Annotated in this window: 15 protein-coding genes; 13 read left to right on the top strand and 2 right to left on the bottom strand. The window is 57.2% G+C overall.

Annotated features, from left to right (window positions below):
* Nucleotides 1–130 precede the first annotated feature (130 nt).
* From ade to FHW16_RS22225, 4 genes are all read left to right on the top strand, one after another.
* On the top strand, nt 131–1945 hold the full coding sequence (gene ade, locus FHW16_RS22240) for an adenine deaminase (protein WP_182551470.1): 1815 nt from the start codon (nt 131–133) through the stop codon (nt 1943–1945).
* Nucleotides 1942–3201 carry a threonine ammonia-lyase IlvA gene (gene ilvA, locus FHW16_RS22235; protein ID WP_182551469.1) on the top strand — a complete coding sequence of 420 codons (1260 nt, stop codon included), beginning with the start codon at nt 1942–1944 and terminating at the stop codon, nt 3199–3201. Before ade ends, ilvA begins: the two co-directional genes overlap by 4 nt.
* A 108-nt stretch (nt 3202–3309) precedes the next feature.
* A complete protein-coding gene (locus tag FHW16_RS22230; protein ID WP_182551468.1) occupies nt 3310–3864 on the top strand; it encodes a DUF1697 domain-containing protein in 555 nt (184 codons plus the stop codon).
* Nucleotides 3861–4397 carry a DUF1697 domain-containing protein gene (locus FHW16_RS22225; RefSeq protein WP_182551467.1) on the top strand — a complete coding sequence of 179 codons (537 nt, stop codon included), beginning with the start codon at nt 3861–3863 and terminating at the stop codon, nt 4395–4397. The genes FHW16_RS22230 and FHW16_RS22225 overlap by 4 nt, the downstream gene beginning before the upstream one ends.
* Here FHW16_RS22225 and FHW16_RS22220 read toward each other — a convergent pair.
* Nucleotides 4386–5789, bottom strand: a complete 1404-nt coding sequence (locus FHW16_RS22220) for a PLP-dependent aminotransferase family protein (RefSeq protein WP_182551466.1) — start codon at nt 5787–5789, stop codon at nt 4386–4388. The genes FHW16_RS22225 and FHW16_RS22220 overlap by 12 nt on opposite strands.
* Before the next feature lie 145 nt (nt 5790–5934).
* Here FHW16_RS22220 and FHW16_RS22215 point away from each other — a divergent pair, with 145 nt between their 5' ends.
* From FHW16_RS22215 to FHW16_RS22185, 7 genes are all read left to right on the top strand, one after another.
* The gene (locus tag FHW16_RS22215; RefSeq protein ID WP_182551465.1) at nt 5935–6798 is read left to right on the top strand and encodes a DMT family transporter; all 864 of its coding nucleotides are present in this window, start codon (nt 5935–5937) and stop codon (nt 6796–6798) included.
* Nucleotides 6799–6917: 119 nt separating this feature from the next.
* Nucleotides 6918–8114 carry an HPP family protein gene (locus tag FHW16_RS22210; protein WP_432652071.1) on the top strand — a complete coding sequence of 399 codons (1197 nt, stop codon included), beginning with the start codon at nt 6918–6920 and terminating at the stop codon, nt 8112–8114.
* 333 nt (nt 8115–8447) lie between these two features.
* Nucleotides 8448–9782, top strand: coding sequence for a DEAD/DEAH box helicase (locus FHW16_RS22205; protein ID WP_182551509.1), 1335 nt, complete (start codon nt 8448–8450; stop codon nt 9780–9782).
* Nucleotides 9783–9972: 190 nt separating this feature from the next.
* Nucleotides 9973–11007, top strand: a complete 1035-nt coding sequence (locus FHW16_RS22200; protein WP_182551463.1) for a cysteine synthase A — start codon at nt 9973–9975, stop codon at nt 11005–11007.
* Nucleotides 11007–11753, top strand: coding sequence for an alanyl-tRNA editing protein (locus FHW16_RS22195; RefSeq protein ID WP_182551462.1), 747 nt, complete (start codon nt 11007–11009; stop codon nt 11751–11753). Before FHW16_RS22200 ends, FHW16_RS22195 begins: the two co-directional genes overlap by 1 nt.
* Before the next feature lie 2 nt (nt 11754–11755).
* Nucleotides 11756–12613, top strand: a complete 858-nt coding sequence (gene sseA, locus FHW16_RS22190; protein ID WP_182551461.1) for a 3-mercaptopyruvate sulfurtransferase — start codon at nt 11756–11758, stop codon at nt 12611–12613.
* Nucleotides 12610–13146 (top strand): GNAT family N-acetyltransferase, encoded by a 537-nt coding sequence (locus tag FHW16_RS22185; protein ID WP_182551460.1) that lies wholly within the window; start codon nt 12610–12612, stop codon nt 13144–13146. The genes sseA and FHW16_RS22185 overlap by 4 nt, the downstream gene beginning before the upstream one ends.
* 93 nt (nt 13147–13239) lie before the next feature.
* Here the strand turns inward: FHW16_RS22185 and FHW16_RS22180 are convergent, their stop codons facing one another.
* A complete protein-coding gene (locus tag FHW16_RS22180; protein WP_182551459.1) occupies nt 13240–14133 on the bottom strand; it encodes an AraC family transcriptional regulator in 894 nt (297 codons plus the stop codon).
* Nucleotides 14134–14283: 150 nt separating this feature from the next.
* Between FHW16_RS22180 and FHW16_RS22175 the strand changes: the two genes are divergently transcribed.
* Entirely contained in the window at nt 14284–15132 is an 849-nt protein-coding gene (locus FHW16_RS22175; RefSeq protein ID WP_182551458.1) for an SDR family NAD(P)-dependent oxidoreductase, read from the top strand.
* Between the two features lie 76 nt (nt 15133–15208).
* Entirely contained in the window at nt 15209–15700 is a 492-nt protein-coding gene (locus FHW16_RS22170) for a DUF1203 domain-containing protein (RefSeq protein WP_182551457.1), read from the top strand.
* The last annotated feature ends 28 nt before the right edge of the window (nt 15701–15728 follow it).

Below are 15728 nucleotides of genomic sequence, written 5' to 3'. Positions count from 1 at the left end.
CGATGCTATCGGACTTAACCAGAGCGCCTATGTCAAGTAATTCATTGGTATCACGATTTTTTTTGATGATTGCGCCGCGAAAGCGTCATTTTGGTATATGCATTGAGAAAGCAGTCAATGAGGTGATGAGATGAGCAGACAGGCGAAACCCGGCAACAAACCGCAGGCATGGACAGAATCAGCGCCGTTGCTGGTGGATGTCGCCATGGGCCGCAGCCACGCTGATCTTGTCGTGCGCAATGGCCGCCTTGTCAGCGTGTATTCGGGCGAGATTATCGCCGGTATCGATATCGCCATTGTTGCCGGGCGATTTGCCTTTGTGGGCCACGGTGCCGAACATTGCATCGGACCGAAGACCAAGGTGATCGATGCGGGTGGCCGCTACCTCGTGCCGGGTCTTTGCGATGCGCATATGCATGTGGAAAGCGGCATGGTCACGGTGACCGAATTCACGCGCGCCGTTATCCCGCATGGAACAACGTCCATGTTCATCGATCCGCATGAAATTGCCAATGTGCTTGGCCTTGAGGGCGTGCGGCTTATGCATGACGAGGCACTTGCCATGCCGATCAATGTGCATGTGCAGATGCCGAGCTGTGTTCCCTCGGCTCCGGGACTGGAAAATGCCGGGGCTTCGATCAGCCCCGCCGATGTGGCTGAGGCCATGACATGGCCAAATATCGTCGGTCTGGGCGAGGTGATGAATTTTCCCGGTGTTGCCAACAATGATCCCACCATGCGCGGCGGTATCGATGCAACAGTCAAGGCTGGCAAGACCGTCGGCGGCCACTTTGCCTCGCCGGAACTCGGCCGTGCCTTTCATGGTTACGTGGCAGGCGGGCCGGAAGACGATCACGAGGGTACACGCATGGAAGACGCGATTGCCCGCGTGCGTCAGGGCATGCGCGCCATGCTGCGGCTTGGCTCAGCCTGGTATGATGTCGCCAGCCAGATCAAAGCGGTGACGGAGCAGGGGCTCGATCCGCGTAACTTCATTCTGTGCACCGATGACAGTCATTCGGGCACGCTGGTTAATGACGGGCACATGGACAGGGTTGTGCGGCATGCTATCGCGCAAGGATTGAAGCCGGTGACGGCGATTCAGATGGCAACGCTCAACACCGCCCAGCATTTCCGCATGGAACGCGAGATCGGATCGATCACTCCCGGCCGTCTTGCCGACTTCCTCATTGTATCAGACCTTGCCAATCTGACCATTGACCGGGTCTATGGCCGTGGCGTGCTTCTGGCGGAGAAGGGCAAGCTTGCCGCCGAAATTCCGGCTTATAACTACCCAGCGTTTGCCAAAAACACGATCAAGCTTGGCAAGAAACTCAATGCCAAAGATTTCGACATTAAGGCGCCGAAACCGACCAAGCATGTTACTGCGCGCGTCATTGGAGTGATTGAGAACCAGGCGCCGACGAAGGCGCTGGAAGCCGAGCTGTCCGTCTCCGACGGCATTGTACAGATGGACCGGCGCAATGATGTCTGCCAGATTGCGCTCGTGGAGCGCCATCGCGGTACCGGAGCTGTGGTCAATGGCTTTGTCTCCGGATTTGGTTATACGCTGGATTGCGCCATGGCTTCGACCGTTGCCCACGACAGTCACCACATGATTGTTGTTGGCACCAACAAGGATGATATGGCCAAGGCTGCCAACCGTCTCGGCGAAGTGGGCGGCGGTGTGGTGCTGTTCTCCAAGGGACGCGAGTTGGCCTTGGTGGAAATGCCGATTGCCGGGCTCATGTCCGACCAGCGGGCAGAAGTCGTTGCAGCCAAGGCGGACAAGCTTGTCAACGCCATGCGCGCCATGGGTTGCAGCCTCAACAATGCCTATATGCAGCATTCGCTGCTGGCGCTTGTGGTCATTCCTGAATTGCGTATTTCCGACGTCGGTATTATCGATGTCAGAACATTCGAGAAGGTTGACCTGTTCCTATGACTGCATTCATCAAGGCCGTGGACCGTGCGACAGAAAAGATGCGCGCGCTGTTCCCGGAAACGCCGCTGCAACTCAATCACTATCTTTCGCAGAAATATGGCGCGCAGATCTGGCTGAAACGCGAAGATTTGTCGCCGGTTCGCTCCTACAAGATTCGCGGTGCCTTCAATTTCATTGCGCACTATCTGAACGAGCACAAAACTGAAGATGCAGCCTTCGTCTGCGCTTCGGCAGGCAATCATGCGCAAGGCTTTGCCTTTATTTGCCGGCATTTCGGCAAGCATGGTGTGGTTTTCATGCCGGTGACGACCCCGCAGCAGAAGATCGACAAGACCCGGACATTCGGCGGCGAGTTCATCGAAATCCGTCTCGTCGGCGACATTTTCGATCAGTGCTACGCAGCGGCGCAGGATTTTGCCGCCGAGAAGGGGGCCGTCATGGTGCCGCCCTTTGACCACGCTGATATCATCACAGGTCAGGCAACCGTTGCGCATGAGATCGCGGCGCAGCTTCCAGACAAGCGCAAGCCCGACCTGATCATCCTGCCGGTGGGTGGTGGTGGTCTGTCGGCCGGGGTAACGAGGTATCTTACCGACCTTGGCTGGGAAACGCGTTTCCGCTTCGTCGAGCCCGCCGGTGCGCCCAGTCTCAAGCGCAGTCTGGAAGCGGGAAAACGCGTCAAACTTGATACGGTCGATAACTTTGTCGATGGTGCTGCCGTTGCCGAGATCGGCCGCGAAAACTTCAAACTACTCAAGGAGTTCACGGCGGATTCTGTGATGTTGATTCCGGAAAACCGCCTGAGCTCGACTATTATCGAGATGCTGAACATCGAAGGTATCGTTGTCGAGCCCGCCGGTGCACTTGCCATCGACGCCCTCAAGGACTTCAAGAAGAGTGACCTGAAGGGCAAGCGTATTATTCTCGTCATATCAGGCAGCAATTTTGATTTTGAACGCCTGCCGGAACTCAAGGAACGTTCACTGCGCTACGAAGGGCTGAAGAAGTATTTTATTTTCCGTTTCCCGCAGCGTCCTGGTGCTCTGCGTTCATTCCTCGATCTGCTCGGTCCGGAGGATGATGTCGCGCGCTTTGAATATCTCAAGAAATCGGCACGCAATTTCGGTTCGGTGCTGATCGGCATTGAGACCAAGCAGAAGGCTAATTTCGACGCGTTGTTCAAACGCTTTGATGAAGCGGGCTGGGCCTATCAGGATATTACCGAGAACGAAACAATCGCCGGGCTCATTATCTAGCCGCATCCAGCGGTTGCAGTTCCCACCACCAGATGTAAAGATCAGCGCAGGGGTAATGGGTTGGCATGGCGTGAGGGGAAAATCCCGGCGTCAGGCTTAGAAGGTGGCATGGGGCGTAAAACGACCTACATTATACTGTTTCGCGGCGTCGGCGGTGCAACACTTCTGCCGGTACAACCGCTGAAGGCTGCGCTTCTGGCAGACGGTTTCGAGAAGGTTGTGACTTATATCAATACCGGCAATGTGGTTCTGGTTTCAGACAGAACACCAAAGCAGATCGTTGCAAGAATCGCTGCTATCTGTCTGGAAAAGTTTTCTTTTTCTAAATCCATTATGATTGTCAGCAAGGCGGCGTGGAAAAAGGTCATTGCAGACAATCCATTCCCTGAATCAGCGTCCGAACGCAACAAACTCCACGCTTACATCCTCGATGGCAACCCGGACAATGCGGCAATCGAAGCACTGGCGCGCAAGAACAGCGGACCGGAACAGTTCGCTGTCGCAGGCAAGGTGCTCTATTATTACCCGCCTCAGGGCGCTTCCGAATCCAAACTGTTCAGCAAAATCGAGTCGACACTGAAGGTCGCAGCAACGGCTCGCAATTGGAACACGGTGATAAATCTCGCGCGTCTGGCAGAGCAGGTCGACCAAGGAGCACCATGACCAAATATGTCGTGCTTTTCAGAGGCATCAATGTGGGCGGCAACAAGATCGTCAAAATGGAAACATTGCGCACGATACTGGGCGTAGCCGGGTTTGAAAATGTCAGGACTTACGTACAAAGCGGCAATGTGATTTTGACATCCGATCAGACGGCGCGCCGTGTTGCCGAAACGATCACGGAGCTGTTTCCCCGTACGTTCGGCTTTCCATCGCGTGTCACGATCCGCACGGCAGCCGAATGGGACCAGATGATTGCCAGGAATGCCTATCCGCAGGCGTTGGATGATCCGAAAAGCCTGCACGCCGTCATCATGGATGATGATCCGACCGATATGGCGCTGATGGAGCTGGCCAAAAAGGCCAACGATACGGAAGAATTTACAGTGCGTAACCGGGTGCTCTATCTCTATACGCCAGAGGGCTTCGGCACCTCGAAACTGGCGGAAGCGCTGGACAAGGTGCTGAAAGTGCCGCTGACATCGCGCAACTGGCGGACTGTCTCAACCCTGCAGGGTATGCTCTCAGCTATCTAATGCCGTTTCCAGCACCCGGAAAATGCGGGGGTCTGCACATTGAGCCACGTTGAAACGCATATAATTGTTTGCTGACAGGGTTTGGCTGAACACATTGCCAGGCGCAAAAACGATTCTCTCCTGCAGTCCTGTCCGGGCGACTTTTGCTGCATCGATACCTTCAGGCAGCTTGCACCAGAGAAACATGCCGCCACGCGGTTCAATCCAGGGTGTCACGCCAAGCGTTTTGAGTTTGGTAGCGGTTTCGCCCATCGCGTGAGCGAGACGTGCGCGCAGATGATCCATATGCTTACGGTACGTTCCATCCATCAGCATGAGCAGAATGAGTTCGGATGACAGGCGTCCACCCCCAAATGAGGTGGCTATGCGCAGATCAACCAGACCATCGATCCAGTCGCGGCGGGCGGCGAGGAAACCGCAGCGCACGGACGCTGAAAGGGATTTGGAAAAGCTGCCCATGTGAACAACACGCTCCAGCCCGTCAAACGCCGCAAGACGAGGCGCTGGTTCATGCTCGAAATCGGCGAAAATGTCGTCCTCGATGATGGTGAGGTCGTACTGTTCCGCAAGTTTGAGCAGGCGGTGGGCCGTAACAGGCGAGAGCACCGCACCGGTTGGATTGTGGAGGGCGGAGTTGGTGATGTACAGGCGAGGGCGATGGTCTGCCAAAGCTTCGGCAAAACGATCGAGATCAGGTCCATTCGGGGTGTAAGGCACGCTGATGATCTTGACCCGGTGCGCACGCAACAATGCATGGAAATTGAAATAGCAGGGATCGTCAACAATGACCGCATCACCCGGTTCGATCAGGAAGCGGCACAGCAGATCAATCGCCTGCGTGCCGGATTCGGTGATCATGATCTGGTCGGCAGCCGCCTCGATCCCATGTTCAGCCATGCGGCGCGACAGAAGCTGGCGCAGCGGTTTCAGTCCCAGTGGCTGGGCATAGTCGGTCAGCAGCGCATCATCGGCGCGGGCGAGTGTCCGCAGGGCACGGCGTACACCCGGCTCCGGCATCCAGGACGGCGGCAGCCAGCCGCATCCGGGCTTGGGCATATCGTCATCAGCCTCCAGTGACAGACGTGATACCCACAGCGGGTTGATGGCGTGATCCAGTCGCGGCCCGATTTCCGCCAGCGACAACGGTGCAATATGACCCGCCACATAGAAGCCGGAACCCCGGCGCGACTGGATGGTTCCGTCCGCGGCCAGCCGGTCGTAGGCTTCCACAATGGTCGATTTGGACACCTGCATGGTCGCGGCAAAGCTGCGGATCGAAGGCAGACGTGCACCCGGGCCAAGTGTGCGTCCGGCAATCCGTTGGCGAATCGCCTGCATCACCTGTTCGACAAGCGTTGCGTCGCGTCCGGCAATCTCGCTCTTTTCATCCATCTGTACTGCTCACTATCCCATGACAGTTTGTCGGTATTGTACTGTACCGTCTCTGGAAAATCCATGACCACGGGCTGATACCCAAGACAATCTGTCCGAACAGAATCTGTCTGGACGAAGAGCTTTGGGCAAACGAGGTACGACAATGGACAAGATGACGAGCGGCTGGATCAACGGATTTGTCGGAATGCTGATTTTCAGCGGTTCGCTTCCGGCCACCCGTGTGGCCGTTAGCGATTTTGATCCGGTATTTCTGACGGTTGCCCGCGCCAGCATAGCTGCACTCCTCGGACTGGCGATGCTGCTGGTTTTCCGTGAAAAACGCCCGGCGAAGACGGACCTGATGTCACTGTTCATTGTGGCAATGGGGGTTGTGGTTGGCTTTCCCCTGTTGACGGCGCTGGCGCTGCGTCATGTCACGTCAGCGCATTCCATTGTGTTCATCGGTCTGCTGCCATTGTCGACGGCGATCTTCGGTGTCTTGCGGGGCGGTGAACGTCCGCGTCCGGCGTTCTGGATTTTTTCCTGTCTGGGCAGCCTGTGTGTTGTCGGCTTCGCGGTTTATCAGGGCATCGCTGCCTCGCCAGCCGGTGATCTCCTGATGCTTGCCGCGATCATCGTCTGCGGCCTTGGTTATGCGGAAGGTGCGCAGCTTTCACGCAAACTCGGCGGCTGGCAGGTCATCTCCTGGGCGCTGGTTCTGTCGCTGCCGCTGATGTTGCCGCTGACTCTCTACGTCATGCCGCATGACTGGGGCGTGATCGGGCAGGGCGCATGGCTGGGCCTTGGCTATGTCTCCCTGTTTTCAATGCTGATCGGCTTTATCTTCTGGTATCGCGGACTGGCACAGGGCGGTATCGCCGCTGTGGGGCAGTTGCAGCTGCTGCAGCCATTCTTCGGACTGGTACTCGCGGCAACACTTCTTCACGAGACCGTAGGATGGTCGATGATCCTGGTGACAGTGGCTGTAATTCTGTGCGTGGCAGGCGCCAAGCGGTTCGCCAGATAGCTGGACTCATCAGAAAGGCAGGATTATTTTTCTGGTTATTCGTTGATTCCGAGCAATTCATTCTTTGCCAGTCTGTGCGGCAAGCGGTATGCGCTTCAGCGCAACGTCGAGAACGCATGATGAAAGCAATCCTGTCCAATCTGAAGCGATTCCTGCCCGCGCTGGCGCCGGTCAGCACCATGGAGCGCCTGCGTGCCTGTTTTGGTGCGCTGCTGGCGGTGTTCATCACCGGTGTCGTCAGCGAGGCGGCGCTTGGTGCGACAACGGCGGTGCCGCTGCTGATTGCGCCGATGGGCGCGTCAGCTGTTCTGCTGTTTGCCGTTCCCTCCAGCCCGCTGGCCCAGCCCTGGTCCATTATTGTTGGCAACACGATTGCTGCGGTCATTGGCGTGACATGTGCCCTATGGATTCCGGACCTTGTCATCGCGTCAGCTGTTGGCGTTTCGCTGGCTATTCTCGCCATGATGCTCACCCGCTCGCTGCATCCGCCAAGTGGTGCCGTCGCCTTGACTGCTGTGCTTGGTGGCCCGGTCGTACACAATCTCGGTTACGGTTTCGTCCTCTGGCCGGTCGGGCTCAACTCGCTGCTGCTGCTTGTGGCGGCGCTTGTCTATAACAATCTGACAGGCCGCCGCTATCCGCATATCGTGGCCGTGCCTGTTACCAATGTGCACAAAACAGCTGATGCGTTGCCGACACGCCGGATCGGTTTTACCCCTGCGGATCTCGATATGGTGCTTCGTCAATATGACGAAGTGCTCAACATCAGCCCGGATGATCTCGATGCCATCCTGCACAAAACAGAGATGCAGGCCTATCGCCGCCGCTTCGGCGAGGTGCGCTGCGAACAGATCATGTCCACCGACCTCGCAACCGTGAAGGCTGATACGCCGCTGCATCTTGCATGGGCGTTGCTGGTCAAGCACCGTATCAAGGCATTGCCTGTCGTGAATGCCCACCGCAACATCATCGGCATCGTCACCCAGACCGACTTCGTGGAAAATGCCAACTGGGATCGTGATGGTGACCTGCGTATAGGTCTGGCGCGCCGCCTGCGGCGCGCTGTCAAGCTGGATCGCCTGAAGCATCGCACCGTTGCCGACATCATGACCAGTGAAGTTCAGTTTGTCCGCCCGCAAACACTGGTAACGGATCTGGTGCCAGCCATGGCGGACAGGGGGCTGCACCATTTGCCCGTGGCTGATGACAATGAGAAACTTGTGGGCATGGTCACGCAATCCGATCTCATTGCCGCGCTGTATAGTGGCAGTCTGACCGAGGGACGACCGGAGGAGCCGTTGAATCTGGCCGGATGAATCGTTTCATCGAAAGCGCTATTTTGCGCCGCACAATAAAATCGTTTGCTTTTTTGTCCGGGAGAGCCCATATGCCAGTCAGGCGCTTGGACCGGACACTCCGGTCTTCCGATTGCGGACTTCGTGGCGTCTAAGTCCTGTTGGCACACTGTCACAGGCACGGCTGCGCAAGTCGCATGGAATCTTCTGGTTCCCCGCGTCTCGTCGTTCATCCCGAATAAGTTACACGCAGGTTGCGCCCTGTGGTGTGTTTATGGCCCGTGATTTCCCGTCACGCTTGGCCAATGAAAGAAGATTGAATTGGAAAATATTGAAAAGAATGGCTTTGCTGCCATGGGTCTGAATGCCATCCTGCTCAAAGCAGTCGAGGCAGCTGGAATGGCTACTCCCAAGCCGATCCAGGAACAGGCGATCCCGGCACAGCTCGCAGGCCAGGATATTCTTGGCATTGCCCAGACGGGCTCCGGCAAGACGGCGGCTTTCAGCCTGCCGATCCTGCAGAAGATCCTGACCATCGGCGACAAGCGTAAGGGCAAGACCGCCCGTGCGCTGATTCTCGCTCCAACCCGCGAATTGGCCGTGCAGATCGAAGAAACGGTCCGCATGCTGTCCAAGGGCGCACACATCTCGACCGCGCTCGTGCTCGGCGGCGTATCGCGCGTGGCACAGATCAACAAGATGCAGGGCGGCGTTGATGTTCTCATCGCCACACCCGGCCGCTTGACCGATCTCGTGCGCGACAACCGCATTGATCTGTCCGAGACACGCTGGCTCGTCCTCGACGAAGCCGACCGTATGCTCGACATGGGCTTCATCAACGATGTGAAGCGCATCGCCAAGGGTACGCACCGCGATCGTCAGACCGCGCTGTTCTCTGCAACCATGCCAAAGGAAGTTGCAACGCTGGCTGAAAGCCTGCTGCGCAATCCCATCCGCGTGGAAGTGGCACCGCAGGGTACCACGGCTGCTGAAATCAAGCAGGTCGTGCACATGATCCCGACCAAGCAGAAGAAGCAGGTTCTTTCGGCCATGCTGAAGGACGCAACGCTGTCTTCGGTTATCGTCTTTACCCGCACCAAGCATGGCGCGGATGCAGTTACCCGCGTTCTGGAAAAGGACGGTTATGACGTGGCTGCCATTCATGGCAACAAGTCACAGAATGCCCGCCAGCGCGCGCTTAACGGCTTCAAGGACGGTTCGGTCCGCGTTCTCGTTGCAACCGATATCGCCGCTCGCGGCATCGATGTCGTCGGCATCAGTCACGTGATCAATTTCGACCTGCCGGATGAACCGGAAAGCTACGTGCACCGTATTGGCCGTACTGGCCGTAACGGCGCTTCGGGCAATGCGATCACCCTGTACGATCCGGCTGAAGAAGCTTCAAAGTTCAAGGCTGTCGAGCGCGTCACGCGCATGCGTCTGCCAATGGCCGATTCGCCGATTGATCTGTCGAGCCTGCCGGCACGCGTTGCCAGCAACGACCAGCGTCCAGCCCGCCGCGAAGGTGGCAATGGCGCACCGGCCAAGAAGCCGCATCGCGGTCAGGGCGCCGGCAAGCCGCGTGAAGCACGTGGCGAGAAGGTCTGGAGCAATGATGGCGGTTCGCCTGAGCAGAAGCGTCCGTTCCGCCGCAACAAGCGCAAGAGCTTTGGCGCCAAGGCCGCGTAAGCCCCGTTACGGGTAACCAATCAGGCCGCCGGTACGATGTATCGGCGGCCTTTTTGTTTGCTGCGATCCGCTGTCTTGCGGGATTACCCGGAAATAAAGACCTGCATTTTCATGACTTTCTGCCATTCGGTGCTTGAATGGCGTGCGGCGGGCAAATAGGTTCAGGCCAAGCAGAATGAGGACTTGGCCCATGTTGAATTCAGTGATCGACGCTATCGGAAACACGCCGCTTATCCGCCTGAGCAAGGCATCGGCTTTGACCGAATGCGATATTTACGGCAAGGCCGAATTTCTGAACCCGGGGCAGTCGGTCAAGGACAGGGCGGCGCTCTATATCATCCGTGATGCGGAAAACCGCGGCCTGTTGCGTCCGGGTGGCGTCATCGTCGAGGGAACAGCGGGCAATACCGGTATTGGCCTGACCATGGTCGCCAAGACCCTGGGCTATCGTACGGTCATCGTTATCCCTGAGACTCAAAGCCAGGAAAAGAAGGATGCGCTGCGTCTGCTCGGTGCCGAATTGGTTGAAGTGCCGGCAGTTCCCTACAAGAACCCCGACAATTATGTGAAAGTCTCTGGACGTCTGGCCGAGCAGATGGCAAGGACCGAGCCGAACGGAGCAATCTGGGCCAACCAGTTTGATAACGTTGCCAACCGCTTGGCGCACGTGGAAACCACAGCGCTGGAAATCTGGCGCGATACAAATGGCAAAGTGGACGGCTTCATCTGTGCCGTTGGCTCCGGCGGAACGCTTGCAGGAACAGCAGCCGGGCTTAAGGCCCGCAATGATGATATCAAGATTGGTCTTGCTGATCCGCTGGGGGCAGCACTTTATTCCTACTATACGACAGGCGAATTCAAGGCTGACGGCAGTTCGATTACAGAGGGTATCGGGCAGGGCCGCGTGACAGCCAATCTGGAAGGTTTTACCCCTGACTTCTCCTATCAGATACCCGATGCGGAAGCGCTGGATGTGGTGTTTGATCTCGTGACGGAAGAGGGGCTTTGCCTTGGCGGTTCGTCCGGCATCAACATTGCCGGCGCGATCCGGCTGGCGCGCGATCTCGGTCCAGGCCATACCATCGTCACGATCCTCTGCGACTACGGCAATCGCTACCAGTCAAAGATGTTCAATCCCGAATTCCTGCGTTCCAAGGATCTGCCCGTCCCGGCGTGGATGGAGAAAAAGATCGATATATCCGTCCCTTACGAGAATAGAAGCTGATGGCATACGATACAACGATACTCTTCCGTGACGATTCCTATCTGAAGGAAATTGAGGCAACCGTTATAGCGCTCAATGAGCGCGGTGGTATCCTCACCGACCAGACGATTTTCTACGCCACCTCAGGCGGCCAACCCGGTGATACCGGGGTGTTTGTACGGGCGGATGGCAGCACGATTGCTATCGCGGCGACGGTAACGGGTGAAAGCAAGGAAGAAATCATCCATGTGCCAGCGCCGGAACAGCCCGTGCCAGCCATCGGCGAGAAGGTGCTTCTGCGCATCGATTGGGATCGCCGCTACAAGTTGATGCGTATGCACGCCGCCTGCCATCTGCTCAGCGTTGTCTGCCCGTTTCCCATCACTGGCGCTGCCGTTTCCGAAGATGACAGCCGCGTCGATTTCGACCTGCCGGATGCCGGTGTGACCAAGGAAGGCGTGACGGAAAAGCTGATGGAACTGGTCAATGCCAACCATCCGATTTTCACGCGCTGGATAACCGATGGCGACCTTGCAGCCAATCCGAGCCTTATCAAGTCAAAAAATGTACGCCCTCCGACCGGGACGGGGCGCATCCGCCTTGTCTGTATCGGTAAGGATGGTGCCATCGACTCGCAGCCTTGCGGGGGAACGCACGTGGCAACGACAGGTGAGGTCGGTGCAATCCACATTGGCAAAATAGAAAAGAAGGGCAAGGAAAACCGGCGGTTCCGTATCCGCTTCGGTGCCTTACCGGAAGGAGAATAACCATGGCCGACAAAAGCGCTTTTGTGGTTTCCCCCGAGTGGTTGCAGGAACGATTGGGCAAGCCGGGCCTGAGTATTCTCGACGCCTCGTGGTATTTCCCGTTTCTCAATCGCGATGCGGAGGGCGAATACAAGGCGGCCCACATTCCGGGCGCCGTGTTCTTCGATCATGAAAAGCTGTCCGATCCGGATTCACCGCTGCCGCACACGCTGCCGAAGCCTGAAGCTTTCGCCGCCGCCGTCAGCAGCATGGGCATCACGAACAATGACACGATTGTCGTCTATGATGGTCCCGGCATGAACACATCGCCGCGTGTCTGGTGGATGTTCCGAACTATGGGCGCGAAGAACGTGTTTGTGCTGGATGGCGGTTTCGACAACTGGAAGAAAGATGGCCGACCTGTGACCAGTGACGCAACCAAGATTGCGCCGACAGCCTTTGTGGTCGATTTTCAGGCGGACAAGGTGGCGAGCTTTGCTGATATGCGCAAGATCGTCGATACGGGATCACGCCAGATTGCCGATGCGCGGGCGGCGGGCCGTTTTGTCGGAAAGGACCCGGAACCACGCGAGGGTCTTCGTTCCGGACATATGCCTGGCGCGCGCAATGTGCCGTCGTCGGCATTGGCAGACAAGGGTTATTTGAAGAATCTCGCCGGTCTGCGGCAGGTACTTGATGATGCGGGCGTTGATCTGTCCGGTCCCGTCGTTACCAGCTGCGGTTCGGGCATCACGGCCGCAGTGATCACGCTGGCTCTCGAATCTCTCGGACACAAGGACAACATTCTTTATGACGGGTCGTGGAGCGAATGGGGTGCGCACAAGGATACACCTGTTGCAACCGGCGAAGCAGAGCAATGACCGAGGCAGCCAAGCCCAAAATTCTGAAGACCCGCGTGACGCTGCTGGAAATGACCAACAGGCCTGTTTACTCCGTTCCGACGCCTGCCAGTTTCAAGCTCGCGATCATGTCGGCGAAACAGATTTCCCTGCCGTTTTATCGCTTTCTCTACGAGCAGGTCGGTAAACCGCACCATTGGTTTGTGCACCGCAACCTCAGCGACGAGGCATTGTCAGCCATCATTCACCGGGATTCGGTCGACATCCATGTGCTTTACGTGGACGGCTCACCCGCTGGCTTTTTCGAGCTCGTGGTCAACCAGGAGCCGGGCGTGGCTGAAATTCTGTACTTCGGCCTCGTGCCGGAGTTTCAGGGGCGGGGCCTTGCAAAATTCTTCCTGAGTGAAGCCATTACCACAGCATGGATGAGCAGCCCGGAAAAGGTCATCATCGAGACCAACACGCTCGACAGTCCGCGAGCCCTGCAAATGTATCAGCGCATGGGCTTCAGCCCGGTGGGCTTTGCCGATGCGGAAATCGAGGCGTGGTTGTAATGGTGTAATTTTGATGCGGGCTGTTCATGCCCACGTCATTTTGAGCAATATCACCGCGGCAGAGTAAGACAGTAGGCCGGCGGGCTCACCGCCTTATGCCAAGCCCGGCTGTGGCGACGATCGCAACCGCACGATATCCTTGCCGGGTGGCACGCCGAACAGCCGCCGGTACTCCCGGCTGAATTGCGACGGGCTTTCATAACCGACAGCGAAGCCGACGGAAGCAACATCGCGTGATTCAGCGATGAGCCAGGCGCGTGCCTGCTGCAGACGAATTTGTTTTTGATATTGCAGCGGGCTCATGGCTGTAATTGCCCGGAAATGCCGGTGAAAGGATGCGGCACTCATACCAGCAATGTCTGCCAGATCATCGATGCGGAAAATCTCGGCATAGTGTGCCCGTATCCAGCGGATGGCCCGATTGATCTGAGAAAGACGGCTGTCGGCAAGGCCGATCTGGCGTACGCTGTTACCCTGTTCGCCGGTGAGGAGTCGCCAGAGAATTTCCCGCTCGAGCATCGGCCACAGAATGGCAAGATCTTCCGGCCGATCAATCAGCCGCAACAGTCGAATGACCGCATCAATTATTTCTGGTGAGGCATGGCTGACAGCGAGCCCCAAAGGGTCGCTGGTGCTCTGATTGGCGGTGGATGCCTCCAGCAGGAGTGAGGCTATCACTGGCGGATTCAGGCTTAACCGGAAGGCGAGATAGGGCTCCTCGTGGCTGGCCGTTGTGACATGGCCCGCGATGGGCAGGCCGAGCGAGACGACGAGATATTGGCCGGCACCGTATTCGAATATTCTGTTGCCAACCATCGTCCGTTTTGCGCCTTGTGCAACCAGGGCGAAGGCCGGTTCATAAAAACCGTTGATGGGTTCGGTTGGGACGCTGGAGCTGAGTAACCGAATGCCGGGAATCGGCATGGCTTGACCGTCAGTACCGGTGTGGCGTGCGATGAGGGTACTGATTTCAGCGAGCTGTTCCATGCTTCATTCAAGCAAGGCACACGGGGGGATGCAAGCTTCAAGCGCCTGATACGCTCAGGTTTGAGAGGATTGTGCAAGAATACGCGTGCATCAATCTATCGGTTTTTGGCTGCGGCATGGTTCCATGGGATGCAATCTATGGAGACCAAAATGCAGAGAACATGGTTTATTACAGGTGCCACGCGTGGTTTGGGTGTTGAGATCGCAAAGGCTGCGATACGGGCGGGTGACCGCGTGGTTGCAACGGGCCGCAGGAAAAGCGCGGTAACCGAAGCTCTAGGACCGGACAGTGAACAGTTGCTGGCGGTCGAACTGGATGTCACAAATGCTGATCAGGCGCAGGCGGCCGTGCAGGCGGCGATATCGCGCTTTGGCACGATTGATGTGCTGGTGAACAATGCAGGGTACGGCCAGCTCGGATTTTTCGAAGAGAATACTGTTGAAACGGTCAACACGCAGTTTGCGACGAATGTGCACGGGGTATTCAATGTCACCTGGGCTGTCCTGCCGGTGATGCGGGCCGCCCGCAAAGGCCATATCTTCAACATTTCCTCTATCGCAGGGCTGCGTGGCGGCGAGTTTGGCTCGCTCTACAGCGCAAGCAAATTTGCACTCGAGGGCTTCTCGGAATCTCTGGCACTTGAAATTGCATCTTTCGGCCTGTTCGTGACGATCGTGGAGCCGGGTCCCTTCCGTACGGACTTTCTCACGGGCGATTCGTTGCGCATCGGCGATGCCAATGCAATCGCGGATTATGATGACCGGAGGACCAGCCAGAGAGCGGCCTTTGAAAGCCGGAATGGTTCGCAGCCTGGCGATCCTGCGAAGCTCGCCGATGCCATGGTGGTGTTGTCCAGTGAAGCCAAGCCGCCACTGCGGTTTGTAGCGGGCGCTATGGCATTCAACGCGGCTGCAACGAAGTTTTCCAGCATGCAGGCCGAACTGGAACTTTGGCGCCAGCTTTCATTGAACACGGACGGACCAGATGGCAGCTGGTGATTGCTGAGATCAGCAGGAAACGGGTGGTTTGCATCATTGTTCGGGTGTTTTCTTCGAACCAGCGAAGGAGGCTCCCATGACTACGATACGTTTTATTGCAATGACCACGACGCTCGCCCGGCACTATCAGACGGGCGGTGCCGATGCCAATGGACAGGTGCCTGAAGTTCATGTTTCCGACGGTGACGGCACGCCCTGCCGCCATTGCCTGCAGAACGTGAAGGCTGGCGACAAATATCTGATTCTGTCGCACCGGCCATTTCCCGCGCCGCAACCCTATGCGGAAACGGGACCGATCTTTCTCCATGTGGAAGAATGTGAACGTTATAGCGAGACATCAGAGATGCCCGACATGTTCCGCAAGACGACCGACTATATCCTGCGGGGCTATTCCTGTCAGGACCGGATTGTCTACGGTACGGGCGGTGTGATCCCGACCAGCAACATTCCCGTGCGGGCGGAAGAACTTCTGGCGCGGGACGATGTTGCCTACGTGCATATGCGCTCGGCCAAGAACAACTGCTTCCAGTGCCGCATCGAGTTGCACGAACCCGATTGGGTTATCTGAACATTCCATCAAAAAAGCCCGGGCAAAA

The organism is Phyllobacterium myrsinacearum, assembly GCF_014138285.1.
GTDB classification, from domain to species: domain Bacteria; phylum Pseudomonadota; class Alphaproteobacteria; order Rhizobiales; family Rhizobiaceae; genus Phyllobacterium; species Phyllobacterium myrsinacearum_A.
Note: the sequence above shows the minus strand (reverse complement) of the source record. Positions and strands in the feature narration are given on the sequence as shown.